Below are 26,358 nucleotides of genomic sequence, written 5' to 3'. Positions count from 1 at the left end.
GCTATGCGGATGATTTTCCAGCGGATCATTCGCTAATCTGGTTTCTCGTAGGTCGTTCAGCCAGAGCAGCATTGATCTCTGCCCCGATTACCATGCCGAGGCCGACGAGATAGAAAAAAATCAGCGTGATGATCACCCCGGCAAGGCTACCGTATGTCAGTTGGTAATTTGCCGCATATTTCAGAAAAACGGGTAATAGTCCCGTAATCAGCAGCCACCAGGCGCTGATAAACACCGCTCCTGGCCATTTCGGATATTGGCGCGGTCGATACTGGCGGGGGGTGAGCAGGCGGAACAGGAGATAGAGCGTTGCGAACAGAATCAGGAATGGGATCGCATTGGACAGTGAAAGCCAAAGCACACCGCGCTCGACTGCCGGGAAATAATTGCCCAGAAATCCGCTGATGCCAGCCACCAAAAATTGTGCGCTCAACGCCAGCATGGCAAAAAACACTGAAAAGAGAATCAGCATGATCGATGTGAGGCGATATTCCCAGAAGGCGCGCTGCGCCTGAACGCCATAGGCCCGGTGCAGAATCTCCCGAATCGTCTCGATCAGACTGGTTGTGGTCCACAATCCGACGATCGCGCTGAACCAGAGCAACGGCCCAGTCCGCGCGGTCATCGCATCGCGGATCGGATCATGCAAGGCCCCGGAAACCGAAGGCGGGACTGTCACCAGGAAAGCCTCGACAAAATCGGTGCCGACAGCAGTTTGTCCAAAAGCTCCCACAATCGCAGCGGCAACGATGAAGAATGAAAAGACAGCGAGCAGCGACAGATAAGCAAAATTTCCCGCAAAGGTGAAGCCATCATAATAAACGCCGACAGCGGTGCGTTCGATGATGATCAGGGCGCGACGAAATGGTCTTTCATCGGCCAGATTCTCGCTGGCGCGATTGGCGGAACGACCCGGTTCTTGCTGTTCCTGACGCCGGGCCTCGGGGGAGAGTTCGGACATAGGATTGCCGGCCAAATCTACACACCCATGCTGGCGCGGAGATTGTCTTTCGGATTCCAGTCTTTGACAAATTCGATGAGCTTTTCATCCTTCTCCGGCAGGGTGATCATCAACGTGACCAGCTGATTTCCCCGGATCCCGGATTTACCGTGAAAGCCCTTGTTTTTCAATCGCAGCGTCTTGCCCGAATCCGATCCAGCAGGAATCGACAGCATCACCGGTCCGTCCACTGTGGGTACCTTGATCCTGGCTCCCTCCACGGCCTCTTTCAAACTGATCGGCAATTCCAGCGTGATATTGTCGTCGTCCCGTTCGTAAAAGGGATGGGGATTGATATATATGGTCACAATCGCATCGCCGTTGCCGCCGGGTCCGGCACGGCCTTTTCCGCTGAGTCGCATTTGCGTGCCTTCTTCGACACCCTTGGGCAGACTGAGGTCGATGGTTTTGCCATCTTCCAGCGTGATGCGTTGCTTCTGGAGCGTCGCTGCAGCAATGAATTCAACCTTCAGGCGATAGGCAACATTGGCACCCTTGGCGGGGGGTGCGCTGCGCTGGCGGTTAGCAAATGGCGATCCGCCAGCACGACCTCCGCCGCCAAAAAGACCTTCAAAAATATCACCGAAATCCGCTCCGGCATTGCCGAAATCATGTTGCTGGCCTGCAGGGCCGCGTTGATATCCGCCCCCACCGCCAAAGCCGAAGGGTGCCATCGGGTTGCCCTCCGCATCGATCTCGCCGCGGTCAAATTGCGCGCGCTTGTCCTTGTCGAGCAACAGGTCATAAGCTTTCGTGACATCGGAAAAACGCTCGGTTGCCTTCGGGTTATCCTTGTTCTTGTCGGGATGCAGTTCCTTGGCGAGCTTGCGATAGGCGGTCTTGATCTCCTTGTCACTTGCGCCCTTGGCGATACCCAATGCCTGATAGGGATCTATCATTATTTGCCCTTTTTCAAATCCTTACCATGCAGAGATTGGAATTTTCCGCTGATTTTCAACTCCGCTGTCTTATTCGGGCATAACGGCATCTGCAACCTTGTTGTGTCGTGTGAAACGCAGCAGCAGATAGAGAATCAGTCCCAAGGGTCCCAGCATCAGGACAAACAGCAGGATAGGTATCTGTATCCATCGTGCAAACCCGTATTTATCCGCATTGCGCGCCACCCATATGCCGACAAAAAGATCAAAGGCCAGATAATGGATCCATCCCACCGTTGCCCCTCCCGGGCTGGAGAGCAATTGCTGGACTCCCGCCAGCGTCGAAAAGTCCGCAGCTGCCCCGCCGCCATTGATCAGCCCGGTCATCAGGGGAATGATGATCACCGCATAGGTAAAAGCCAGAAGACCGACGCCGCCATAGAATAATCCGGTCAATATCATCATGCTTCGCGGAGCAAATGCGAGAATCAGCCACATCAGCAATGCGAAACTATTGGTGATGCCAAATATCAGGTCCCAAGCCATGATACCCCCTTTCTGCCGCTCCGCTTCTAGCAGAATGCGACCCATTGTCGCGGGACAAAATTTTGTTTGTTTGCCGGTCCGGCGGACAATGTTAGATACGCGGCATGACCGATCCTTTTTCCCTGTTCGACCAATGGTTCGCCGAGGCACGTGCAAGCGAGCTAAATGACAGCAACGCCATGACCATTGCTACTGCCGATGCGAGCGGGCGGCCCTCTGCTCGGATGGTATTGCTCAAGGGCCACGGCCCCGACGGCTTTATTTTCTACACCAATCGGCAAAGTCGCAAGGCAGGCGATATTGCGGAGAATCCGCAGGCGGCGATATTATTTCACTGGAAAAGCCTGCGCCGTCAGGTTCGGATCGAAGGAACGCTCTCTCCGGTTTCCGATTCCGCAGCGGATGATTATTATGCCACCCGCAGCCGGGATTCACAACTCGGCGCATGGGCATCTGACCAGTCCCGCCCGCTGGATAGCCGGGCCACCTTCGAAGCCAGGTTCGAGGAAATGACAAGGCGTTTCGCAGGGAGCGATGTTCCACGTCCACCGCACTGGTCGGGCTATTGCCTGGTGCCGGCGCGTTTTGAATTCTGGCAGGACCGGGCCCACAGGTTGCACGAACGGCGGGCCTTTGTCTGTAGCGCGGGAGACTGGACGGAAGGATTACTCTATCCATGACAAATCCGGCCATGACAAATCTGACTTATTATCATGTCGATGCTTTTGCTGACCAGCCCTTTACCGGCAATCAGGCGGCCGTGATGCCGCTGGATAGCTGGCTGGATGACCGGGTCCTGCAGGCAATTGGCGAAGAGAATAATTTTGCCGAAACCGCCTTCTATCTGCCCGATGAGAGCGGAGACGCGGATTACGAGCTGCGCTGGTTCACCCCGACCGTGGAAATCGCGCTCTGCGGTCATGCAACTCTCGCCAGCGGCCATATCATATTGTCACAGAACCCCCATAAGCAGCAAGTCACGTTCCGTACGCGCAGGGCGGGCCTGTTGACCGTGGTTCGCGACGGCAATGGCTATGCGCTGGACCTTCCCGCCTATCCCCCTGCACCAAAAGCCATGCCTGACATTGTCGCATGGGTTGGTGGCAACCCGGTCGAGACTGCATTTCACGAAGGGCGCTATCATGTTCTTCGCTATGAAGATGCCAGCGACGTGCTGGCACTACAGCCCGATTTGAAGGCGCTGGCCGCGCTCGGCGATGCACAATTTATTTGCACCGCGCCAGGCACGGACAGTGATGTGGTCAGCCGGGTTTTTGTACCCGGCGGCGGAGTTGATGAAGATAGCGTAACCGGCTCGGCTCATGCAGTCCTGACGCCTTATTGGGCAAAGCAATTGGGCCGCGATGCCTTCACCGCTTATCAGGCGAGCCAGCGCGGAGGCTATGTCAGTTGCCGTCTGGACGGTGACCGCGCATGGCTGGGCGGGAAATGTGTGACCGTGGTGGAAGGCGTGTTTAGGCTTTAGCCGAGCGGCGATGGGCGGTAAGGTCAGCTGCTTATCGGGAACAGCGCCATTATCCGGCCAATCTGCGCGCTCATCGGGGCCAGCACATCGTCCTGCGTCTTGCCAAGACGGACAACCGTCAACTGCTGTTCGGGCGATACCACGATCTGCTGGCCAAGATGGCCCAATGCCGCAAATATCGTATCGGGTCCGTTGTCCGGAAAGAGAACCTGATTCCGTCCCTCGGGCCGTCTTTTGTTCAACCACAGATGGCCACCATAAGCCGGGTCGTTTTGCGATGACGTCTTCATGAACCGCACCCAGCCGACCGGCAAATGCTGCGCTCCCTTGCGGGCGCCATTGTGACGCAGAAATTCGCCGAACTTGGCATAGTCGCGCGCTGTCGCCTGAATGATACTGCCACCCAGAAATGTGCCGTTCGGATCAAATTCCGGATAGGTGCCATCCATGCCCAGCGGTTCGAGCAGACGCCCCCGAATGAAGCGAAGGGTGACTTCGCGCCGGACTTGCGGATCGGTGCTTCTGGTCAAGGTGCGGGTGATGATGTCGGACAGAATCATGCTGGTGGCGGTACTATATTCAAATTGCTCACCCGGCCTTGCTTCCATTGTGCGGGCTTCGGCATAAGCGGCAACATCCTGTGCGCCATCCAGGAACAGCATGCGATTGGTGTCAGCCTCGAAGACGGTTTTGATACCTTCTTCGGCCACTTCGCTATGGTCGAGACCGGACGACATGTGCAGCAAATGCCGCAATGTGATATCACCGCGCGGATCACCGGGCCTTTGCCATGCGGGTACCGGCGCGGGATCATCGAGCACCAGTCGTCCGTCAGCCACGAGGAACCCGATCAATGCTCCGGTAAAACTTTTCGCCATCGACCAGCTGATGAATCTTGTGTCTTCGTCATAGCCCTCGCCATAGCGTTCGGCGATGATTTTTCCCTGGTGCATCACGATGAGAGCCCGCGTTTCCGCCATTGCCGAATCGTCGAACAACGGCGCGATCGCTGTATCCAGTCGCGCCTTGGCAATAGAGCTGGAATCCGAGATATAAGCGAGTTCGGCTGGACTTTTCTGCGGTACCGCATCAGGTTCAGAATTCCCGCTACACCCGGAAAGCGCAATCGTGACGGCCGATATCATAGCGAGTTTAATCTTGTGCATGCGCCGTCGTTGCACCAATAGAAGCCGCCATGGCAACCGTAAAAAGATCATCCAGACCTCGGCCCACCAAAAGGCGCCTGGCCTTATGTGCCGGGATGCTTTTTCTGCTCATCCTGATCGCGGTTCTGCTATATAATTTTGCTTTCATCAAGGGTCAGCTGAATATCGGTACCGCTTATGGGGCAAGAGTCGCCTGCTCCTGCCACTATGTGGGCGGACGCGACATCGACGATTGCCGGAAAGATTTTGAACCAGGCATGGAATTGATTGGCCTGACTGTCGATGATGAGCGCAAAAGGGTGATGGCGTCGGTTCCGTTGATCGCTTCTGCAACGGCTGAATTTCGTGAAGGCTGGGGCTGTATAATGCTCACCGACACCCAGCTGGACGAAGAATGAATAAATAAACTGGTTCTTTCGCGGTCACCTGCCATTATTCCGGTAATTGGACACTCTGCTTCGTAATTTGGGAGGCCTTGAGTGATGCCAGATCTGGTATGTGTTTGCACATAGCGGCCAATCAGGTCTTGTGGCTGCCGACGATATTCCAATCGGCTGCACAGCAGATATCTGTTTCTGACTCTAGCTCGATCGTTTTTTCTCCAATCGTCTCATCATGGGGGTAACCGCAATGCCATGCATCAGGATCGAGGCCAATATCACCAGAGAAACAACGGTCCACAGATCGTTCCCGTTGCCGAAATCGCCATGATTCAAGGCGTAGGCGAGATAGAAGACAGAACCCAAGCCGCGAATACCGAAAAAAGAAATGATGAATCGTTCCCGACGGGAGCGCTTTATGCCTGTCATGCTCAGCCAACCAATGAATGGACGGACTACTAATAGCGCAAGCACCGCGAAAATTACATGACCCCATTCAATTTGCTGAAGCAGTCCACCCCCTATGATCATGCCACCAAAACATACCAACAAGATCATCATCAGCAATCTTTCGGTTTCGTCGGCGAAATCATGCAGTCTGGTGTTATATTCATGGTCGCCTGCCTCTCTGCGCAAGCTCAGTCCGGCCAAAAATACAGCTAGAAAGCCGTAACCATGTAGATATTCGGTCAAAGCATAAACAATCAATGTCACACCCAGAGCAACGAAACCGTCACCGGTGCGCGAGAGACGTGTATCGGAGGGTAGCTTATAGATCGCCTTGCCCAATAATTTCCCCAGAACGATTCCGACAATTATGCCTACCAGACAGCGAATAGCGATATCGTTGATCGCCCATTCTTTCCATACATCCAATCCGAAACCGGCGATGCTCGCGGCTACGGCGAGATGGATGAAGGGAAAGGCCAGCGCGTCGTTCAGTCCTGCCTCGGCCGTAAGGGCGAATCGTACCTCATCTTCATCCGCGTTGGCAGGACGTTCGATCTGGACATCCGAGGCAAGTACCGGGTCCGTCGGCGCCAAGCAGGCTCCGAGAAGCAAGGCAGAAGCAAATGGAAGTCCCAATAACCAGCCGCCGAGAAATGCCAGACAAAGGATCGTAAGCGGCATAGTCAGCCCGAGCAGTCGAATTGGCAGGGCCCATCGATCGCGACCAAAGGGCCGCGATATCTTCAACCCTGCCCCCATCAGTGAAATGATCACAATCAGTTCCGTGGCTTTCTCGATAATCACTGGCGTTTCTGTCGGATGCGGAGAATAATCGGAAAATGGCGGCCAGGAAAATATCAGCATGCCCAGACCCAGACAAATGATTGGCAGGCTCAACGGCTGTCGGCGCAAGATCAGGGGGAGCCACGCCACCATCAAAATCAGCAAACCCAGCCCAAGTAGCAACGGCATGTAGAGCGACACTATATCCCGGCCGACTTCGTTCTGCATCAACGGATCGGACGCCGCAGTACCGCCTGTTGCTGCCAATATGATCAGGTTCAGAGCCGTCACAAGATCAGCGCTGCAAAACGATTCTCTGCAACGCGCAGACCAGAAATTTTCATAGGGGCCTTGCCGAGCTTTCGCTCGCGCCCGCTTCTGTCCATCTCAATCAATCGAATGACCTCCGGATGGACATAGCTGGCGCGACAAATGGCGGGAGTATTACACAGAATCTGCGCTGCGGCCTCGCAGACAGATTTGATGCTTGCCTCCGGATTTTTGTAAACCGAATCCAGTGCAGCGACGCTACCATGCCAGGTGCGGAACGTTTTTGCACTGATGTAGTCCATCTTGCTGCACTCCTTGAGCCATTGGTTCACATCTCCTGAATCCAGTCGATGTACTTCGCTATCTTCGCCAATATATTGAAACAACTGTTTGCCGGGGAGATCATCAATTTCTTCCAATATCGCCTGCAACTTGGTATCGCGTATGCTGCATTCTACGCGTTTCCCACCCTTCGCGCGATATCGCAAGTGCAACTTACCATCCTTATATGTGACGTTGTTGATCCTCAATGTCGTTGCGCCTCGAGCGGTCTTTGAACGACCACCAACGCGCATGGCAGTATTGTCAATCAACCGCACAACAGCCGCAATAGCCATCTCTTTGGAAAATCTGTCAGTGTCGTCTGACTTGTTCAAAAGCTTCGTGACTTGTCTACGAATACCCGGCAGGCAACCGGCAAATTCGCCAAGCCGGTCAAACTTTTGTCGGTTCCGAAATTCTATCCAGTCGTCATGATAACGATATTGCTTTCGCGAGGCGCTGTCATATCCTGTTGCCTGAATATGCCCTTCTGCGGTCGCACAGATCCAGACATCGGAATAAGCGGGGGGCAATCCGAGTTTTTTTTATGCGCTCGAGATGCACCTTCGAATTTAAAGGCGCTCTATCGGCCTTCAGATATTGAAAACCACGTCCTCGTTTGACGCGCAAAATTCCAGGCTCTGAGTCACTGACGTAAATCAGGTCGTGGGCTAGATTTTCGGACGTGGGGTTTTCTGGATTCACAATGCATCATACGCGTCATGAGCATGTCGAGTTCCCTGAAATTCTCGAGTCAGGTCCCCGAGTTGATTTGACGCAAGCCGGACCGCGATCCACTGGATTTATTTGCTCTAGGGAACGTCCTCCAACAAGCACGCGGTTGACATCGGCGAGAAGTATAGCGGATGAGAAGCATCTCAGCCCGAGATTATACCTAAAAATGTCCATTTGGGAACTTTCCGGCCCAACCTTCGTTGCAAATAAGATAGCCCGTAGCGCTTGACTGCTTCGGGTCGGTGGCAAGGAAAGGAATTATCTATGAAAAAGCTCATTCTCGCACCCGTTGTCGCGGCGTTCGCGCTGGCTGCCTGCGCTGAACAAGCAGACGATGCAACGCTTGAATCTGAAGCCATGGGCGACGGCACGGTCACCAGTGATGGCATGCCTGAACAGCCGGTTTTGACTGATCCCGTGCCAGGAGCGACTATGCCTGATACGGCCGGTGATCGGATGAATCCGGATGGCACTGTGCAAAAGGGCATCAGAGGCGAGACGATGACACCGGAAGAAAGACCCATGCTGGATGGACAAACCGATCAGTAGAAGTTTTTCCAACCTATAGCGAGGCACGGCCAGTTGACACCGGCCGTGCCCTTACTTTGTCCTGGCACCGTTGTACCGCTGGCCGGAGTTCTTGTAGCCTCATTAGACAGTTGAGAATTTCATCACGCTTCCACGCCGGCCAGCCATTGCTGCGCAACCGCTGCGGTGCGTTCGATCCAGCCACCGCCCAGAACCCGCCCCTTGTGATAGAAAACCGCCGCTTGGCCTGGTGCTACGCCAAATTCCGGATTGTGGAATTGCAGCTCTTGTCCTTCCAGCCGGGCCAGAGTCGGTTTGGCCATCGAACGGACTTTGACCTCGACCGGGCCGAAATAATCGCCGCCGATCCAGTTGATATCCCGCAGCGTGGCCGAAGCAACCGCCAAGGCCTGTTTCGGGCCAACCACGACGCGCTTGCCCTCCGGTTCCAGCCGAATAACATAAAGCGGCTCTGCCTGACCGCCGATTTCCAGGCCTTTGCGCTGTCCAACGGTATAGTGGATCAGTCCTTTGTGCCGCCCCATCGGCCTGCCGTCGATATGGACAATTTCGCCATCATCATCTGCTTCCGGCCGTAATTTGCGGACGACGCTCGCATAGTCACCATTGGGAACGAAGCAGATATCCTGACTATCGGGCTTGAATGCCACAGCCAGGCCCATGTCTTCGGCAATTTCGCGAACCTGGGTCTTGGGCATATCACCTAGCGGAAAGCGCAAATAGTCTAGCTGGTCCTGAGTGGTGGCAAACAGAAAATAGCTCTGGTCGCGCGCAGGGTCGAGCGCCCGGTGTAACTCTGCGCCATCTGGCCCCGCTACGCGTCGCACATAATGACCGGTCGCCAGACAGTCGGCACCGAGGTCACGAGAGATTTGCAGCAAGTCTGTGAATTTGACTCCCATATTACACTGGACGCAGGGAATGGGCGTCCGGCCGGCCATATATTCGTCGGCAAAAACATCCATGACCGAATCCTTGAAGCGGCTGGCGTGATCAAAAACATAATGGGCAATGCCAAGCCGGTCAGCGACGGCACGGGCGTCGCGAATATCCTGTCCGGCGCAACAGCTTCCGACTCGCCCGACGGCTTCACCATGGTCATAAAGTTGCAAGGTGATGCCAATCGTTTCCGCACCGGTTCGTGCTGCCAGAGCCGCCACAACGCTCGAATCGACGCCGCCCGACATGGCCACGACGATGCGCTTGCCCGTAAGGTCATCCCCCAGTTGAAAATTTCCGTCGATTCTATCCGTCATATCAATTGATGTCCTTAAAGAAATCCGGCTGCGAGCGCCAGCGCGGCGAACATTACCTGCTTTCCATGCTGATCTGGACCATTTTGGTACGAAACGGCCAGAAACAAGAAAGAATTGCTTAACCTCTCCTAAGGTCATGTGAACGGCTCTTTTACACTAGCTTATCTCTTCGCTGCTAGACCCATGGCTATGGATATGAACTTTCCTCACGAAATGCTGGCCCGGACAGCGATTGATGAAGGCGCGGATGGTCCCGCAGGCATGGCGGATCACCAGACCTTACTCGCTCGCGTTATCGCAAGGCAGGCGTCCACTCCTTCGGCGCAAGACTATGTCGCCGCCAGTCTGGGTGTCAGACCTATCAAAGTGACCGAACGCGCTTCGTTTCTGGATGAACGCATGGCTTTTTTTGCCGGCCGGTTTCGTCCGGAACTGCCCGGCCACCGCGGACCTAAATTGTTCAGAACCGGATGTTTCCGGCCGGATCTGGCGCAGCGGAAAACCAGTAGGATGCATGGATAATTAATTTAATGAACGGGATGTTTACCTTGGGAGTTCAGGTAATCGAAAAGCTCTGCCGGTACGAAGGCCAGACGTAGCGGTAAACGGGGCTAAATGCTGAAAAGGCAAAATTGAGGGTAGTATGATTGAAAACCAAAAAATAAAACCAGCGCAAGTTGTCGGGCCCCTTGGTGAACCACTCACCATTGATGATTTGCCGAAACCCGGCACCACGCGCTGGGTCGTACGTCGCAAGGCGGAAGTCGTTGCCGCAGTGAACGGCGGCTTGCTGTCCGTGGATGACGTCTGCGACCGCTATGATCTGTCTCTGGAAGAATTCGCCTCCTGGCAACGGGCCGTCGACCGTTCCGGAATGCCGGGATTGCGGGTCACGCGGATCCAGCATTATCGCGACTTGTACGAGCGCCAGCAAAAATATTGACATTCAGGTGTCTGACACCAAAACTCAAAAGGGCCGCCCGACATGTTCCGGCGGCCTTTTTTATTCCTTCAAGTCACGGCAATAATCCTGTATGCAGTTGAAATCACGAACGTAAGTATTTTACGTTCGGCTAATATCAGGAGGATTCTATGGGTTGGATTATTGCATTGATTATCGGGGGTGTTGCAGGCTGGCTTGCCAGCATGGTGATGGGGCGGGACGCTTCCATGGGCGTCTTCCTGAACATCATTGTCGGCATCATCGGTTCATTCATCGGCAATTTTGTCGGCAGCTATTTCGGTTTTGGCGGCAGTATTCAGGAATTTTCGATCATCGGTCTGTTCACCGCGTTTGTTGGTGCGGTTGTTCTGTTGCTGATTCTGAACCTCATTCAACGTGGTCGGGTCCGCTAAAACCCCCTTCCTCGCAGAAGTTTGATGATATTAGGGGCCGGTTCGTTCGCGAATCGGCCCTTTCGTAAGATGAGGTCGGCCGTTGGTCGAACCGGGGCTTGCAAGAATCGAAGAATCCTGTTCCGGCTTGCTGCCGGTGCTATATTTATGTAACACAGTAGATAAGAAACCGCACCGGACGGTAAATCAGTGATTCTTTTATGTATCGCGATGTGAAAATGCGATATGGGCCCGACTGAAGAGTAACAAAATGAACTATGAATCCACCATCCCCAGTGAAGATGTTGTAATTCTGGACGATGCCGAAGCGCGCACCACGGTCCGGCGGCGACTATTGATCGCGGCCGCTATCGTCTTGGTGCTCCTGCTGGCCTATGTCGCCTATAATTATTTTGCTGCCGGTGCCGGCGTCGGCGACGATGATGCCGCTAGCCAGGCGCCGACAGTCACAGTCATGGTTCCCGGTACACAGCAAGTCACGCGCCTGATCAATGCGACAGGCACGCTGGCTGCGCGACGGGAGATACCGGTCAGTGTCGTCGGTGAAGGCGGGCGGGTGACCAATGTCTATGTGGATGCGGGCGACTGGGTCAAGCAGGGCCAGATCATGGCAAGCATCGATCGCGCTGTACAATCGCAGCAAGCGGCAAGCCTCGAGGCATCAATCGGGGTTTCGCGCGCCGATCTCAATCTCGCCCAGGCAAATCTGGATCGCGCCGAGCAGCTGGTCGATCGCGGATTCATTTCCAAGGCGGATATCGATCGGTTGACCGCCACCCGTGACGCCGCTGCGGCCCGTGTGCGGGTAGCCCAGGCGCAGTTGAACGAGGCCCAGGCGCGGAACAGTCGGCTGAACATTGTCGCTCCCAAGGCTGGATTTGTACTCGAGCGCAACGTTGAAACCGGACAAACGGTGACGCAGGGGAGCGGAGTTTTATTTCTGCTGGCGCAAGACGGAGAAATGGAACTACAGGCCCAGCTTGGTGAAAGTGATCTGGCCAATGTCTCTGTTGGCATCAGCACACAAGTCACCCCGGTCGGTACCGACAAGGTACTGACTGGACAAATCTGGCAGATTTCACCGATGATCGATCCGCAATCTCGTCAGGGTATTGCCCGCATTGCACTGGCATATGATAGCGCCTTGCGGCCAGGCGGCTTCGCCAGCGCCCGTATTCAGAGCGGGACGTCGGAGGCTTCAGTCCTCCCTGAATCTGCCGTACAATATGATAGCAAGGGCAGCTTTGTCTATGTGGTAGGCAAGGACAACAAGGCAGTGCGACGTGACGTTGTCATCGGTTCCGTGTCCAGCGCGGGGCTATCAGTCACTTCGGGCCTGAACGGAACCGAGAAGGTGGTAATGCGTGCCGGCGGCTTCCTGAATCCCGGTGAAACCATTCGACCAGAAGTGCAGAAAAAAGCGGGCGGCGCTTGATTCGTGCAGAAATTTGAGGCCTGATCGATGAATCTTCGTAACATTTCTGCTTGGAGCACGCGTAACCCGGTCGTGCCGCTGGTGCTGTTTGCGGCACTGCTTTTTGCCGGCCTGCTGAGCTTCAACCGGATGGACGTGGTGAACAATCCGGAAGTCGAGTTCCCGGCCGTTTCTGTGAATATCGCTCAGCCGGGAGCAGCCCCTACGGAAATTGAAAACCAGATCACCCAGCGGGTCGAGGCTGCGGTGCGGTCGATCAGCGGCGTCAAGAATATCAGTTCAACGGCAAGCGAAGGCAGCAGCAACACCTTTGTCGAGTTTGAAATTGGCGAGGACGTCAACGACAGCGTTAACGAAGTGAAAAATGCGGTGGATCAGATCCGCGGTTCCTTGCCGGAAGGTATTTTGGAACCACAAGTTTCCAAAATTGATGCGGTCGGTGGCCCGATTGGCTATTTTGCCGTCAAGGCCAACGATATGACCGTCGAACAGCTTAGCTGGTTCGTAGATGACACGGTGGCCAAGCAATTGCTGACCGTGAACGGCATGGCCGAAGTCGACCGGTTCGGCGGTGTCGACCGGGAAATCCGCGTCATATTAAAACCCGAGCGGATGCAGGCGCTCGGCGTTACCGCCAATCAGATCAACAATGTACTGCGCCAGGTGAATATTAACGCTGCCGGCGGCCGCGCCGAAGTTGGCGGCACCCGGCAATCGGTCCGCGTATTGGGCAATGCAGACGATGCCTACGCGCTTTCCCAGACGCAAATATCCTTGTCCAATGGCCGAGCGGTCAAGTTGAGCGATGTGGCGGATGTGAACGACTCTTTTGGCGAACGATCTTCGATCAGCAAGGTCAAGGGCGTCGAAGTTGTCAACTTTGCAATGACGCGCGCGCGCGGTGCTTCCGATGTCACTGTCTATGACGAAGCGCTGGAAATCATGGACAAGATCGAAGCGGAAAATACCAGGATCGAATTCATTCCACTCGGCACAAGCGTCGAATATACGCGGTCGCAATATAAAAGTTCAATGCTTGCAATGATCGAAGGCGCAATATTGGCGGTTGTGGTGGTTTTCATCTTCCTCCGCGACTGGCGCGCAACCCTGATCTCCGCGATCGCCATCCCGCTGTCGGCGATCCCGACCTTCTGGTTCATGGATTTGCTGGGTTTCAACCTCAATTTCCTCTCCCTGCTCGCGCTGGGGCTGGTCGCAGGTGTGCTGGTCGATGACGCTATTGTCGAGATCGAGAATATTGTGCGCCATATGCGCATGGGCAAGACGGCCTATCAGGCCTCCATAGATGCTGCCGATGAAATCGGTCTCGCCGTGGTTGCGACCTCCTTCTGCATCGTCGCCGTGTTCCTGCCAGTTGGGCTAATGCCGGGCATATCCGGCCAGTTTTTCAAGAATTTCGGAATCACCGTCGTTATTTCGGTACTGATGAGCCTGGCCGTCGCGCGGATGATCACGCCGATGGTGGCCGCATATTTCCTCAAGGCCAAGGGCCAGGCAGAGCATGGCGAAGGCGTCTGGATGGATCGCTACATGCGCTTGCTGGAATGGGTCCTGGACCGTTCGCAAGCCGATCGCATCCGGCAGACGCTGGTTCCCGCCAAAGCCGCTTGGTGGCAATATCTGTTCGGCTTGCTTTTGTTCGCTTTGATCGTGATCGCCTTCGGCGCGGTTGCATGGACGGTCGGGTTCTTCATCAACGGCTGGCTCACCGCGTTGATCCCGAGCGATTTTCTGCGGGCCATATTGAGCCTGATTTCGGGGATCGCCGCTGGCACCTTGGCTGCCTGGCTGCTGGCCACGGCGGTTAGACAGGTCGTTGGTATTTTTGGTAACCGTTTTGCTCTCTGGTATGCCTATCGATCCGGACGCTTCCGGGCACGCGGCCGTGACCACCGCGTCTGGATGATGGGTGTCGGCCTGGTTGCTTTCGGCCTGACGGTGATTTTGTTCGCAATCACACCCGCTCAGTTCCAGCCGACGATCAACGAGGATAATAGCCGTATCCAGATCGAAGTCGTGCCAGGCACAACATTGGAACAGACAGAAAGAATCGCGGATCGTGTTTCGGATTTGATGTATTTGCAACCGGAGGTCGATCGCGCCTTGACCCGGGTGCGGGAAACCAACGCGACCGTTTTCGTGTCACTGAAAGAGGATCGCGACAAAACTTCGATTGAATTCGAACGCAGCCTGCTGCCCGAACTGCAGAAAATTCCGGACGCCCGGATTTCTTTCCAGTCACAAAGTGGCGGCGGCGGCACGGGGCGCGACATTTCGATCATGTTGACCGGATCCGACCCTGTTCTGCTCGAAAAAACCGCAGCCGAACTGGTCGAGCAGATGAAGGAGATCAATCTGATCCGGGCCCCGCGGATCGCAGCAGATCTCAGCCGCCCGGAGATCATCATTACGCCTTATATGAACCTGGCGTCCGAACTCGGCGTCACCACGGCAGCACTCAGCCAGACGATCCGGATCGCGACGCTTGGCGAAATCGATCAGAATGCAGCCAAATTCTCCCTCGTTGATCGGCAAATTCCAATCCGCGTGATGTTACCGCTCGAGTCGCGAACCGATCTGACAACCATAGAAAATCTGCCGATCCCGATCGCCAATGGCAGCACTGTGCCGCTCAGCCGGGTCGCATCGGTCAGCTTCGGTTCCGGACCGACATCTATTCAGCGTTACAACCAGAATCGTCGGACTTTTGTCGGAGCGGATTTGGCGCCCGAGGTGATCAAGGGTGAAGCGATGACAAAAATCTATGCATTGCCGATCATGAAGGACTTGCCGACAGGCGTCTCGAACGAGGCCTTTGGCGAAGATGAATGGCAGCAAGAACTGGCGGTCAATTTCGTGATCGCCTTGATTGCCGGGATTTTGCTCGTGTTTGCGACGCTGGTCCTGCTCTACAAGCGCATAATGTCGCCGTTGGTAAACATGGGCTCACTGGCCCTGGCACCGCTCGGCGGTATATTCCTGGTCTGGGTCTGGGGCGAATCCATTTCGATGCCGGTGCTGATCGGGGTGCTGATGCTTTTGGGCATTGTCAGTAAAAACTCCATTCTGCTGATCGACTTTGCGATCGAGGAAATGTCAAAAGGCGTACCGAAGTTCGAGGCAATCATGGACGCCGGACACAAGCGTGCCCAACCGATCGTCATGACCACGGTGGCGATGACGGCTGGCATGGTGCCAACCGCTCTGTCGCTTTCCGGTGACGGTGCATGGCGCGCACCCATGGGAATTGTGGTGATTGGCGGCCTCATCGTCTCGACCATGCTGACGCTTGTCATTGTTCCCGCCGGCTTCAGCCTGGCGGACGGATTCGAACGCCGGGCCGGACCGTGGTTGCGCAACAAACTGCTGACCTACAAGACCGGCGATGATCGCCATGATCGGCCCGATGCAGAGGTCCAACCCGCCGAGTGAAGCCGATAACGTCTCAGATAGCGGATGGCGGCAGAGCCAGTTCTGCCGGCAACAGCAGCAATGCCGGTCAGGACATGAAGATCATCGCCACCGGTATGCTGGTGGTCATGGCTATCATCTATTTCGTTTCGAAAAGCTACGAAGAGGTGCATCCGGCGCTCGGCTTTGTCCGCGCCTTTGCCGAGGCGGCGATGGTCGGCGGTCTGGCAGACTGGTTTGCCGTAACCGCCCTGTTCCGTCACCCCATGGGTCTGCCCATTCCGCATACGGCGATCATTCCGCGCAACAAGGACCGGATTGGCGACACGCTGGCCAATTTTCTCAAGGATAATTTCCTGATTTCACGTCTGGTTGCGCAACGCATGCGGCACGTCGATCTGGCCAGTGGCATCGGGCGCTTTCTCAAATCACCAAGTGGCGGCGAAGGTCGACTTAAATTTGGCGCTTCGCGGCTATTGGGCGACGCCATTGCGTCGCTCGACAAGGATCGTCTCGGAACCATGTTCAAGGGTGCTGTCAAAAAGCAGGCGGTTGGTCTCGATATCGCTACGCCAATGGGACAGATTCTGGAAGCGGTCATGGCTGAAAACCGGCACGGCCCGCTGATCGATTCCTCCATTCGGTGGGCCTATCGCACATTGGATACCAATGAACCGGTGATCCGCAAAATCGTCACCGACCGAGCCAATGCGGTGATGCGCTGGACCGGCCTTGACGACCGGGTCGCCAACGAGGTGCTCGATGGCCTCTACAAGCTGCTCGCCGATATGGCGGCCGACCCGCACCATCCGGTCCGGGCGAAGACCGAAGAGAGCATGGAGCAATTGGCCAAGGAATTGCGTCATGACCCTGAACTGCGGCAAAAGGTGAACGAATGGAAGCTCGAACTCATCGAGAATCCGGCGATCGCTTCCTGGCTGGACGGCATATGGGAACAGGGTCGCGAAGCGCTGTTGCGGGCCGCCCGTGATCCCGATGCTGCGCTTGCCGGTCAGTTTGGCGACGCGCTGACCCAGTTGGGCAGCAGCCTGCAACAGGACAAACAGCTCAACCGCCAGATCAACCGATTTGGCCGACGCGCCGTGATCGGTGTGGTCGCCAGCTATGGCGACAATATCGTAAAGCTCGTGTCAGAGACGATCCGTGGCTGGGATACGCAGACAATCACGGACAGAGTGGAAAATGCGGTTGGCCGCGATCTGCAGTTCATACGGGTCAACGGCACCCTGGTCGGCGGGCTTGTCGGTGTGTCCCTGCATTTGCTCGGCTACTGGATCTAGCGCGACAGCAACAACCGCGCCTGCCCGGCAATTTGCGCCAACATTGCAATCGATGGCCTTGACGTCTGCTGCGCTCTATCCATGATCTTTCGGAACTGTGCTACCCGGTCGATATTGCGTTCAGACCAGTTTTCGACAAATTGCTGCATATCCTTACCCCGACTGCGGCGCAGGAAATCGAGCCGCATCTGCTGAAAATCGCGTGCCAGTCCCGCGACCAGCAATCGGTCCCATGGATCGGAAGGATTGATCCGGGTGGCGGTCATTTGCGCCCAGTCGAGACCGAGCGCGCTGCCCAGTTTGGTAAACGCCAGCGCGACATCCAGTGCGTCAATTTCCCGGTTATGGGCAAGAAAGGCAATGCCGGCAGCGCCATCATTCATGTAGATATTGGCAATCTTCCTGGCGATTTCCGGAGTTGCTCCCGCTTCGACCAGATCCTTCACCTGTTTCGCGGCCTGCAAGCGCCCTTCGGCGGTAATCAGGTTTTCGACATTCTCGTTGAGTATGGTCACACCAGGTGCCAGCATATCGACGGTCGCACCGATCCGGTCATCCGAGACTCCAATGCGCATCAGGTCGGCCATGTGCGAGCGCAAGACATAAGCAAGCCGATCAAACAGGATTATCCTGATATCTTCTGATATTTTAGCTACTTCCAGCGCATGCCAGATGCGGTCGGCATGGAACAGACGCTCGGCCATGACGAACGCCCGGGCCACCTCGCCCAATGAGCAACCTTCCTCCTCAGCCAGTTCAAAAGGGTCGATCAGGCCCAACCGGTTGATCATCCGGTTTGCCAGTTTCGTGGCAATGATTTCGCGGCGCAATTGATGATTGAGAATCGCAGATTCATGGCGTTCCCGCATCGCGAGCGGGAAAGCTTTGAGCAACTCGCTGTTCAAACCGGGATCATCGCCAAGGTCACTATTTTCGATCGCATCCTGCAACACCAGCTTGGCGGTAGACACCAGCACGGCCAGCTCCGGCCGGTACAGACCCTGTTTTTCCTGCCCGCGCCGGATCAGATCCTCATTGCTGGCCAGCCCTTCCACGGCCCGGTTCAATTGACCCTGTTCTTCAAACTGATCAATCAGCCGAACATAGGACGGTAGCGATTTAGCGCCACCCATTTCGGCGATCGAGAGACCCAATGCCTGCAGCCGATTATCTTCCAGCACCAGCGCGCCAACATCATCAGTCATGGATTCCAGCAGCGCATTTCTGACGTCCGGCTGCAACTTGCCACTCACCAGCTCGGCATTGAGCGCAATCTTGATATTGACCTCATTATCCGAGCAATCCACCCCGGCGCTATTGTCGATAAAGTCGGTATTGATCCGCCCGCCCTTGGTAGCGAAAGCGATCCGGGCTGCCTGGGTAACCCCCAGATTGGCTCCTTCGCCAATGACCTTGACGCGCAGTTGCTCGGCGTTGAGGCGGATCTTGTCATTGGCCGGGTCACCGACCTCGATATGATTCTCGGACGCGGCCTTCACATAGGTGCCGATCCCGCCGAACCACAGCAGATCGGCGTTGCATGCCAATATGGCGGTCATCAATTTAGACGGTGTGGTCTCGGAATCTTCCGGCAGGTCAAGCAGCTTGGCAATCTGCTTGGAGATCTTGATCGTCTTCGAACTGCGGGAAAATACCGCACCGCCCTTGGAGATTACATTCTTGTCATAATCCTCCCAACTGGACCGCGGTAAATCGAACAGTCTTTTGCGCTCGATCCAGCTTGTCGCGGGATCGGGATCGGGATCGATAAAAATATGCCGGTGGTCAAAAGCGGCCACAATCTTCAGGCTCTTTGAGAGCAGCATGCCATTGCCGAACACGTCACCCGACATGTCCCCGACACCAACAACTTTTATCGGAGCGGTCTGAACATCGACCCCTGTTTCCGCAAAATGACGTTGTACCGAGACCCACGCACCCCGAGCCGTAATCCCCATTGCTTTGTGATCATAGCCGTTACTGCCGCCACTGGCGAAGGCATCGCCCAACCAGAATCCGCGATCAATCGCGATTTTGTTGGCGATGTCAGAGAAGCTGGCGGTCCCCTTGTCTGCTGCCACGACAAAATAGGGATCATCTTCGTCGAGACGTACCACCTGCGCAGGTGGTACGACTTTGCCTTCGACGATATTGTCGGTCACGGACAAAAGCGCTGAGATAAAAATTTTATAGGCTTCGATGCCTTCGGCGATAAAGGCATCGCGGTCCTCGCCAGAAGGCAATTGCTTGGCAAAAAAGCCACCCTTCGCACCGGTCGGCACGATCACGGCGTTTTTGACCCGCTGGGCTTTCATCAGGCCCAGTATCTCGGTACGGAAATCATCCCTGCGATCCGACCAGCGCAACCCTCCACGGGCCACGGGACCGGCCCGCAGGTGAATGCCTTCCACACGCGGGCTGTAAACGAATATTTCCCGCCAGGGCAAGGGAGCGGGCAGTTCCGGAATCTTGGCGCTCTCGATCTTGAAGGCGAGGGCTTCCCCGGCCTGATAAGCGAACGCATTGGTCCGCAATATCGATTCAACAACCGCCCGGAACAGACGAAGAATGCGGTCATCGTCAATAGCATGTACGCTGACCAATGCAGCATCGACGTCCTGCTTTGCCGCAATCGCCTCTTTCGACCGATCCCCGCCGAAATCCGGGTCATGCAGGATGCGAAAAAGCCTGATCATCGCGACCGTAACATCGGGCGCCTCAGCCAAGGCCTCGACGACGGTAACCAGGCCATAGCTGAGACCCGTCTGGCGCAAATAGCGGAACCAGGCGCGCATCCACACGGTCGAGCGGGCATCAAGGCCAGCGGAAATGATCAGCTGGTTAAAGGCATCATTTTCCGCCTCCCCATCGAGCACGCTGGTGATCGCCGCTTCTATTTCTTCCGACCGGGCAATCAGGTTTTCGCATTTCTCCTCGGAGCGCAGTTCCAGCATGAAATCGTGGATATAACCCAAGCGGCCGTTGTCCAGCGGGGTCGGGACCGATTCGACCACGGTGAAACCGAAATTTTCGAGCGTCGGGACTGCGTCAGACAGCGGCAGCGCGCCGCCGAGATGATAGATTTTCAACCGCAGCTGATCATCCGCATCGCTGGCAAGCCGGTAAAGCCGGATTGAGCGTTGACCACCGCGTTCCAGCCGGAACAGCCGCATGATATCCTTGGCTGCTTCCAGAGCGCCATAGGTCGTCTGATAGGGTCCCGGAAAACAATTGGCGTAGCGCTGCGCGAGGACGGCGGCACGGTTTTCCTGACCGGCTTCCCTAAGGTTGCGTTCGACTTCCGGTTTCCAGCCCCGGACCATATTTTCCAGTTCCTGATCAAGCCATTCGGGGTCCGGGATTCTCCCATCAGGCCCCATGTCGAGCGTGTAACGCAAGGAGGAGACCCCGCCTTCTTCAAGCGTATTGGACCAGCTCAATATTTTAGCGCCGGTCGCTTCCATCAGCATTTTTTCAACATTCTGCCGGCGTTCGGTCGACAGCTGCTCGCGCGGCAGCCACACGAAGACAAACAGGTGCCGGGCCAGTGGCGAGATCACGCTGTGCAGTTTCGGCCGCGGGCGGTCGATCAGGGACATCGAGATCAGCGCGAGCTTTTCCAGGTCGTCCTGCGCAAAAGTGATCAGAAGGTCGTGCGGCAAGGATGTCAGCGCATGAGTAAGGCTTTTCCCGGCATGGCCCGATGTCGAAAATTCAAATTTATCGAACAATCTGGCAAGCTGGGTTCGCAATACCGGAATATTCTCGGGAGGTGCCGCCAGCGCGGCGCTGGTCCACATGCCGGAAATTATCGATAGAGCCGTGATCTGCGTCTTGTTCCTGACCGGCACGATGATCAGATCCATCAGTACATGACGATGGACCGTGGAAAGCTGATTGGACTTGATGATAAGCGGTGCTTTCCCGCCATTTTCGAACCAGTCAAAAGCGCGTCTTCGGCTTTCTTCTGTCAGAATTGGTTGCGGCCGCATCCGGGCAATGCCGAGTTGCTGGGTTCGCTCACCCTTTGGATTGACGATCTCGTGGCCCAGCAAAGTGAGGTTGCGATCCAGGAACCATCGCAGCAGGGTCGCGCCCTCTCCTTCTGGCAAGGTATCGGCCTTTTCCCCCAGCACGATTTGCAACTTCAGCCAGTCAGCAACGGCCGCGGCAACATCCTTCAGATTTGCGCGCAACGTTCTGACCAGGTCCCGGCGAATGCGCGCATCGCTTCGTTCAAGTTCAATATAGATTATCGATTCGCGCTTCTCGCCGCCGGTTGCCTGCTCGACAAACGCGATCAGTTGACCTTCCGGGTCACGCCGTACGGCAACAACAGGGTGAATCAGCCGTTCGATGTTCAATCCAAAACCGGCGATGGTTGCGCAGACAGAATCAACCAGAAACGGCATATCGTCGTTGACGATCGCCAGTCGCAAATGCCGATGATCCTGTTGGCCGCTGACGCTTTCCAGCGACAGGTTCGCTTCGCTGCCTTCGCGAGCCTGCGCACTGCCTAAGGTGAACCGCGCGGCTTCTTCGCAAGCCTGCTCGTCAAAACCGATATTCTCGCCCGGCAATGCGCTTCCCCGAAAGGCTGCTACCAGCGCTTGTTCCAGCCTTTCGGTTTCAGATTTGGTGTGGGTGGACTTTTTTTCGCGATTGGCCGCCATTTAAACTCCAAGGGGATCAAGACGAGTCAAGCGCCCGCCAGCATCCCTCTGCTATGCCCTTATTCGCGCATACGCTCAAGGGATTAGCCGATCCTGTTTCCATCTACAGGGTTGAATATTGGAGATAGTGATATTTTGGTTACATATGTAACTATAATGGCCTGATCGACCATTCCGGATCGATGGTCCGTACGATCAGAATAGCGTATGCTGCAGCGCCTGACTGGTCAGCCGATCATTGCCGCGCACCGGTCCGACGATGGTCAGTTCACCATTCAGGTCCTTGCGCGCGACCAGCACGACAAATTCGGAATCACCGGCGTCAATGTCCCGCAATTGCCGCGACGGTGCCGCGCGCAATTTCGCCAGCAGGTCATCCGCAATGACGCGTGACCGGGACGGCAGGGATGTGGGTCGGCTTGCCTTGCGTTCGGCCTGGACAATGGCTTTCAAGCCACCGTCATACTGACCGAGAACGTCTGCAAATGTTCCTTTTTCAATCGCGTTGCGCCGTGCATATTTGAGCGCTGTGGCATATTCGGTCAGGCGGGTCTTGTCATAGCGCGTACCGAACACGAGTTTGACGATCGGCGTCATGGTCGCGCGTTCCTGGACTGTCAGGCCGGAATCTTCGAGCAATATCCGGTAATCGCCAGGATATTGTTCGGTCATCAGATAGAAGTCATAGGCTTTGCCGATCGCGGCATAAAGGGCCCCACGGCTGCGCAGTTCGCATTGCGCTGCAAGATCAGCGCTGCTCCGGGCAGCGGACAACCAGTCGGCCAAACCTGCATCGTCGGCAGGCTCGGCAGGCCTCATGATTTCGGTCTCATCGGGCTTGATTTCCAGCGCCGGAGTGAGCTCCAGCTCATCCAGATTGGCCGCGTGCGGTCCATCTTCCCAAACCGGCCCTGCCCTTTTGCGCAGCGGAACGGACCGCATCGCTTCGCATGCTTCCTGCTCGATTTCCTGCCGGACGGCATCGGTGACCAATTCTTTCCAGTTGATCACCCCATAGATGAAATCGATGGTTTCATCATCTGTAGAGAATGGCAGCAGAATACCGCGATACATGATCGTGGTACCGCGCTGGTTGACGAATTCGGCCTCGAAACCGATCGGCGCCTGATTGGCGATAATCTGCAGATAATGATCGGTGATGCGCGAGAGCAGAGAACGCGCGGGTACATCGGCAACCGCGGTGATCGAAGCATCGATATCGCATTCATCGCGCAATGCCCGACCCAGAAACTGGATGGTCGGATTTTCGATGCCATTGGTGAAGTCGAGCAATACGCTGTTCGGTCCAAAATCCTCATCCTCTTCGGGGGACAGATCTTCCACGCTGGGGAATTGCCGATCCCCGAGCAAACCGGCCCAGAAATTATAGGCGCGCACATGCATCCGGCGCTCATCCTGACCGACGACTGGCGGCGGCTCAACCGCGGCGTCATCATCGGCATAGGACATATAGTCGGGAACCGAAGCCAAGTCCCGTTCGCCAAGTTCGCTGTAATTCTGCAGGTTTTCCATGTTACCCCATTGCGATTGCGTCTATTCCACATCGGTCTGCACCACTCATGGTAAATATCTGGTAAATTTCCCGGCAGACCCCGTTACGCCGCATGGGGACGAGGCGGCCTGGCCTGTAGCGCCGAGCTGAAATAACGATCACGCAGACTTGTCACGGCACAGCTCTGCTGGTAATGGCCCGCGATCAGTGAAAATGCGTGACGCAAATGCCGAACCATTTCGTCGATGCCGCTTTAGCTCAGTTGGTAGAGCATCGCATTCGTAATGCGGGGGTCAGAGGTTCGAATCCTCTAAGCGGCACCACCATTTTTATCCTTTAAAAACAACTACTTAGATGTAGCGGCATACTTGGATATTGTCGCGCAATGTCCGAGGGTTGCGCGCCGTTGGTTCAACCGTTCGGGTGCCAGAGACGCTCTGGAAGCGGCGGATATGCTGAGTTCTCATGGATTATCTCTATGGCCCAAATATTGGAGTCCAGATGCAGATGGATAGTTTTGGGGTAGAGATCATTTTCGGGGAGGCTTTTTCCGGATCTTCTGACCATTGCGACGCTAAGCAAGCCATACAATTCGAAACGAATCCAGAGTTCTTTTTTTGGTTCTCTGCCTTCTTGTGCTCAGCTCCTTCGGCTATTATTTTGAAAATTGGTCTCTCGGAAGCGCTGCTCCCAATTAAATCCCGTAAATACAGTGGGTTAACGAGGCGATGCTGACAGTTTGTTTCCTTCATGGTGCACCACCATTTTTATCCCTTAAAAACAACTACTTAGCTGTAGAGGGATACCTGAATATTGTCGCGCAATGTCCGAGGGTTGCGCGCCGTTGGTGCAACGGCTCGGGTGCCAGAGACGCTCTGGAAGCCGCGGATATACTGAGTTTTCATGGATTATCTCTATGGCCCAAATATTGGAGTCCAGATGCAGATGGATGGATTTGGCGTAGAGATCATTTTCAGGGGTAATTTCCCCTGACTTTCTGTCTCAGTTGAACCCGAACATGATCCGCTGGCTGGCCCAGTCCAGCGGGATATTGTTCTTCCGCATGATCTGGCGGCCGGTAAGTTCCGGCGGCTGGGTACCGTTGATGATCGCTGTTATGATATCGGGGGCCAGATAACTAAGCCGAACAAGCTGGTTCAAATGGCGCGCGGAATAATCCGACACCATCGGCTGCGGGATATTGTGGATCAGATGATCTCGTGCTGCAAAGGCATGTGAGATGAGCCGGAGCAGGATAGGGTCAGCATCGCATGTTGCCGAACCCTGATCTGGTGCAATAGCAAGTTTCCGTTCGATACCCCTCGATACCAGCTTGGCTTCGACACTGAACTTGTGCCGTTCTTCACGGTCATTGAGGAGCAGATCGATAACGATGGTGTCAGCCGCTACTTGCACTTTCACATCAAGCTCCAGCAGCATTTTCCGTTTGTTGGATACACTCATTAATGGGAGATCGGCCACCAGCTGATCGTTTTGACCAATCAGTCCCGCTAAAGTTTCTGCATCTTTGCCGTTCGCTGCTGGCAGTGAAGCAAGCTCGCCCGCGATTGCATTCATCACGATCCGTTCGATTTCACCGCAGGGCATCCTCCAAACCGTGTTCTTCTTTTCGCCTGGCTCCAGCCGGGTTGTATAATAGCGGTAGAGCCTTGCTCCCTTGCGCGCATGGGATGGTGACATGGGCCTGCCTTCGGGATCAGAGATTAGACCAGTCAACAGACTAGGGTTCTCAGATTTCTTGCCGAGGGCATTGTCGCGGCGATTGTTAGCAAAGATGCTTTGCACCTCATCAAACAATGCCACATCGATGATGGGATCATGCTCGCCGTCATAGATGGCGTCTTTATGCCGGACCTTTCCTATATAGATCGGGTTATGGAGGAGTTTGGTGAGTGATCCTGCCCGGAACGGAATGTCTCCAACAATCCGTTCGCCCTTGTAGAGTCGGGGTTTTGTTCGATAGCCATCCGCAGCCAGTTCTTCGACCAGCTGCGGCACAGATTTCAGGATCGTGTAGTGCCTGAACATGTGCCGGACCGCTTTTGCCTCAGCATGGTTGATAACCAACCGCCGTTCATCCAGATCATATCCAATGGGAACAGGGCCTCCCATCCACATGCCCTTCTTCTTGGAAGCTGCAATCTTGTCCCTAATCCGCTCGCCGGTAACTTCGCGCTCGAACTGGGCGAAGGATAGCAGGACGTTCAGCGTCAGTCGTCCCATGCTGGTGGTCGTATTGAACGACTGGGTGACGCTGACAAAGCTGGCCTCGTTCTCATCGAGTATCTCAACGATCTTTGCGAAGTCGGCCAGCGAGCGCGTCAGTCGATCCACCTTGTAAACAACGATGACATCGACCTTTCCCGATTTCACGTCATCCAGTAACTGAGTGATGGCGGGTCGGTTCATGCTCCCGCCTGACCAACCACCGTCATCGTAGAACTCCGTCACAGCTTCCCAGCCTTCGCTGGCTTGACTGAGAATATAGGCAGCGCAGGCTTCGCGCTGTGCATCCAGACTGTTAAAATCCTGCTCCAGGCCGTCCTCGGTGGATTTGCGCGTGTAGATCGCACAGCGCAGTTTTTTGGGTTTGTCAGCCATTGGCCATTGCCTTTGGTTTGTAACTGCTGCTTTTCTTCAGTCCGAAGAAGCGGGGACCAGACCAGTGGGCTCCGGTGATCTCCCGGGCAATATGGCTGAGGCTCTCATAGCGGCGACCTACAAACTCAAAGCCGTCATCACATACCAGTACATGATAGCTTTTGCCGTTCCATGATCGAACTAGCCTGGTTCCGGTCTTCAGCGAA

21 protein-coding genes and 1 tRNA gene are annotated in these 26,358 nt (G+C 55.4%); 11 read left to right on the top strand and 11 right to left on the bottom strand.

All coding sequences use genetic code 11. The features are described from left to right. Positions 1 to 25: 25 nt before the first annotated feature. From ACEW8J_RS11675 to ACEW8J_RS11665, 3 genes are all read right to left on the bottom strand, one after another. Entirely contained in the window at positions 26 to 961 is a 936-nt protein-coding gene (locus ACEW8J_RS11675) for a YihY/virulence factor BrkB family protein (protein WP_373491815.1), read from the bottom strand. A gap of 17 nt (positions 962 to 978) precedes the next feature. After that, entirely contained in the window at positions 979 to 1,899 is a 921-nt protein-coding gene (locus ACEW8J_RS11670; RefSeq protein WP_373491814.1) for a DnaJ C-terminal domain-containing protein, read from the bottom strand. Between the two features lie 69 nt (positions 1,900 to 1,968). Further along, positions 1,969 to 2,424, bottom strand: coding sequence for an ABA4-like family protein (locus ACEW8J_RS11665; protein ID WP_373491813.1), 456 nt, complete (start codon positions 2,422 to 2,424; stop codon positions 1,969 to 1,971). 104 nt (positions 2,425 to 2,528) lie between these two features. On the opposite strand from ACEW8J_RS11665, the gene pdxH reads away from it, so the two are divergent. Next, a complete protein-coding gene (gene pdxH, locus ACEW8J_RS11660) occupies positions 2,529 to 3,104 on the top strand; it encodes a pyridoxamine 5'-phosphate oxidase (RefSeq protein ID WP_373491812.1) in 576 nt (191 codons plus the stop codon). 11 nt (positions 3,105 to 3,115) lie between these two features. Next, a complete protein-coding gene (locus ACEW8J_RS11655; RefSeq protein WP_373491841.1) occupies positions 3,116 to 3,910 on the top strand; it encodes a PhzF family phenazine biosynthesis protein in 795 nt (264 codons plus the stop codon). Positions 3,911 to 3,933: 23 nt separating this feature from the next. Here ACEW8J_RS11655 and ACEW8J_RS11650 read toward each other — a convergent pair whose 3' ends face one another. Then, positions 3,934 to 5,076 carry a serine hydrolase domain-containing protein gene (locus tag ACEW8J_RS11650; RefSeq protein ID WP_373491811.1) on the bottom strand — a complete coding sequence of 381 codons (1,143 nt, stop codon included), beginning with the start codon at positions 5,074 to 5,076 and terminating at the stop codon, positions 3,934 to 3,936. A 95-nt stretch (positions 5,077 to 5,171) separates the two neighbouring features. On the opposite strand from ACEW8J_RS11650, the gene ACEW8J_RS11645 reads away from it, so the two are divergent. Continuing rightward, positions 5,172 to 5,474, top strand: coding sequence for a hypothetical protein (locus ACEW8J_RS11645; RefSeq protein WP_373491810.1), 303 nt, complete (start codon positions 5,172 to 5,174; stop codon positions 5,472 to 5,474). 183 nt (positions 5,475 to 5,657) lie between these two features. On the opposite strand, the gene ACEW8J_RS11640 is transcribed toward ACEW8J_RS11645, so the two are convergent. Further along, on the bottom strand, positions 5,658 to 6,980 hold the full coding sequence (locus tag ACEW8J_RS11640) for a cation:proton antiporter (RefSeq protein ID WP_373491809.1): 1,323 nt from the start codon (positions 6,978 to 6,980) through the stop codon (positions 5,658 to 5,660). After that, positions 6,977 to 7,813 (bottom strand): DNA topoisomerase IB, encoded by an 837-nt coding sequence (locus ACEW8J_RS11635; protein ID WP_373491808.1) that lies wholly within the window; start codon positions 7,811 to 7,813, stop codon positions 6,977 to 6,979. Before ACEW8J_RS11635 ends, ACEW8J_RS11640 begins: the two co-directional genes overlap by 4 nt. Positions 7,814 to 8,279: 466 nt before the next feature. Here ACEW8J_RS11635 and ACEW8J_RS11630 point away from each other — a divergent pair, with 466 nt between their 5' ends. Then, a complete protein-coding gene (locus ACEW8J_RS11630; RefSeq protein ID WP_373491807.1) occupies positions 8,280 to 8,564 on the top strand; it encodes a hypothetical protein in 285 nt (94 codons plus the stop codon). 122 nt (positions 8,565 to 8,686) lie between these two features. Here the strand turns inward: ACEW8J_RS11630 and mnmA are convergent, their stop codons facing one another. Beyond that, positions 8,687 to 9,820, bottom strand: coding sequence for a tRNA 2-thiouridine(34) synthase MnmA (gene mnmA / locus ACEW8J_RS11625; protein WP_373491806.1), 1,134 nt, complete (start codon positions 9,818 to 9,820; stop codon positions 8,687 to 8,689). Positions 9,821 to 10,015: 195 nt separating this feature from the next. Here mnmA and ACEW8J_RS11620 point away from each other — a divergent pair, with 195 nt between their 5' ends. The 6 genes from ACEW8J_RS11620 to ACEW8J_RS11595 all read left to right on the top strand — a co-directional run bounded on the left by ACEW8J_RS11620 (position 10,016) and on the right by ACEW8J_RS11595 (position 17,344). Then, positions 10,016 to 10,342: a hypothetical protein gene (locus ACEW8J_RS11620; RefSeq protein ID WP_373491805.1), complete on the top strand. Its 327-nt coding sequence runs from the start codon at positions 10,016 to 10,018 to the stop codon at positions 10,340 to 10,342. Between the two features lie 121 nt (positions 10,343 to 10,463). Continuing rightward, complete coding sequence (locus tag ACEW8J_RS11615) at positions 10,464 to 10,763, top strand: DUF1153 domain-containing protein (RefSeq protein ID WP_373491804.1); 300 nt, start codon at positions 10,464 to 10,466, stop codon at positions 10,761 to 10,763. Between the two features lie 149 nt (positions 10,764 to 10,912). Continuing rightward, positions 10,913 to 11,176 carry a GlsB/YeaQ/YmgE family stress response membrane protein gene (locus ACEW8J_RS11610; RefSeq protein WP_373491803.1) on the top strand — a complete coding sequence of 88 codons (264 nt, stop codon included), beginning with the start codon at positions 10,913 to 10,915 and terminating at the stop codon, positions 11,174 to 11,176. 250 nt (positions 11,177 to 11,426) lie between these two features. Next, positions 11,427 to 12,611 (top strand): efflux RND transporter periplasmic adaptor subunit, encoded by a 1,185-nt coding sequence (locus tag ACEW8J_RS11605; RefSeq protein ID WP_373491802.1) that lies wholly within the window; start codon positions 11,427 to 11,429, stop codon positions 12,609 to 12,611. A gap of 27 nt (positions 12,612 to 12,638) precedes the next feature. Further along, a complete protein-coding gene (locus ACEW8J_RS11600) occupies positions 12,639 to 16,064 on the top strand; it encodes an efflux RND transporter permease subunit (protein ID WP_373491801.1) in 3,426 nt (1,141 codons plus the stop codon). 74 nt (positions 16,065 to 16,138) lie between these two features. Continuing rightward, complete coding sequence (locus ACEW8J_RS11595) at positions 16,139 to 17,344, top strand: DUF445 domain-containing protein (RefSeq protein ID WP_373491840.1); 1,206 nt, start codon at positions 16,139 to 16,141, stop codon at positions 17,342 to 17,344. On the opposite strand, the gene ACEW8J_RS11590 is transcribed toward ACEW8J_RS11595, so the two are convergent. Continuing rightward, positions 17,341 to 22,017, bottom strand: a complete 4,677-nt coding sequence (locus tag ACEW8J_RS11590) for an NAD-glutamate dehydrogenase (RefSeq protein WP_373491800.1) — start codon at positions 22,015 to 22,017, stop codon at positions 17,341 to 17,343. The two genes, ACEW8J_RS11595 and ACEW8J_RS11590, sit on opposite strands and share 4 nt — an antisense overlap. 195 nt (positions 22,018 to 22,212) lie before the next feature. Then, positions 22,213 to 23,550: a hypothetical protein gene (locus ACEW8J_RS11585; RefSeq protein WP_373491799.1), complete on the bottom strand. Its 1,338-nt coding sequence runs from the start codon at positions 23,548 to 23,550 to the stop codon at positions 22,213 to 22,215. Between the two features lie 227 nt (positions 23,551 to 23,777). Here ACEW8J_RS11585 and ACEW8J_RS11580 point away from each other — a divergent pair. After that, positions 23,778 to 23,853 (top strand) — tRNA-Thr (locus tag ACEW8J_RS11580). A 679-nt stretch (positions 23,854 to 24,532) separates the two neighbouring features. Here ACEW8J_RS11580 and ACEW8J_RS11575 read toward each other — a convergent pair. Both ACEW8J_RS11575 and ACEW8J_RS11570 read right to left on the bottom strand, forming a co-directional pair. Continuing rightward, positions 24,533 to 26,152, bottom strand: coding sequence for a recombinase family protein (locus tag ACEW8J_RS11575; protein WP_373491798.1), 1,620 nt, complete (start codon positions 26,150 to 26,152; stop codon positions 24,533 to 24,535). After that, a partial coding sequence (locus ACEW8J_RS11570; RefSeq protein ID WP_373491797.1) for a DUF2924 domain-containing protein occupies positions 26,145 to 26,358 on the bottom strand: 214 nt, incomplete at its 5' end. The genes ACEW8J_RS11575 and ACEW8J_RS11570, both read right to left, overlap by 8 nt.

It is taken from the genome of Parasphingorhabdus sp. (genome assembly GCF_041748495.1).
GTDB lineage: Bacteria > Pseudomonadota > Alphaproteobacteria > Sphingomonadales > Sphingomonadaceae > Parasphingorhabdus.
This window is presented reverse-complemented; position numbering and strand designations above follow the sequence as displayed.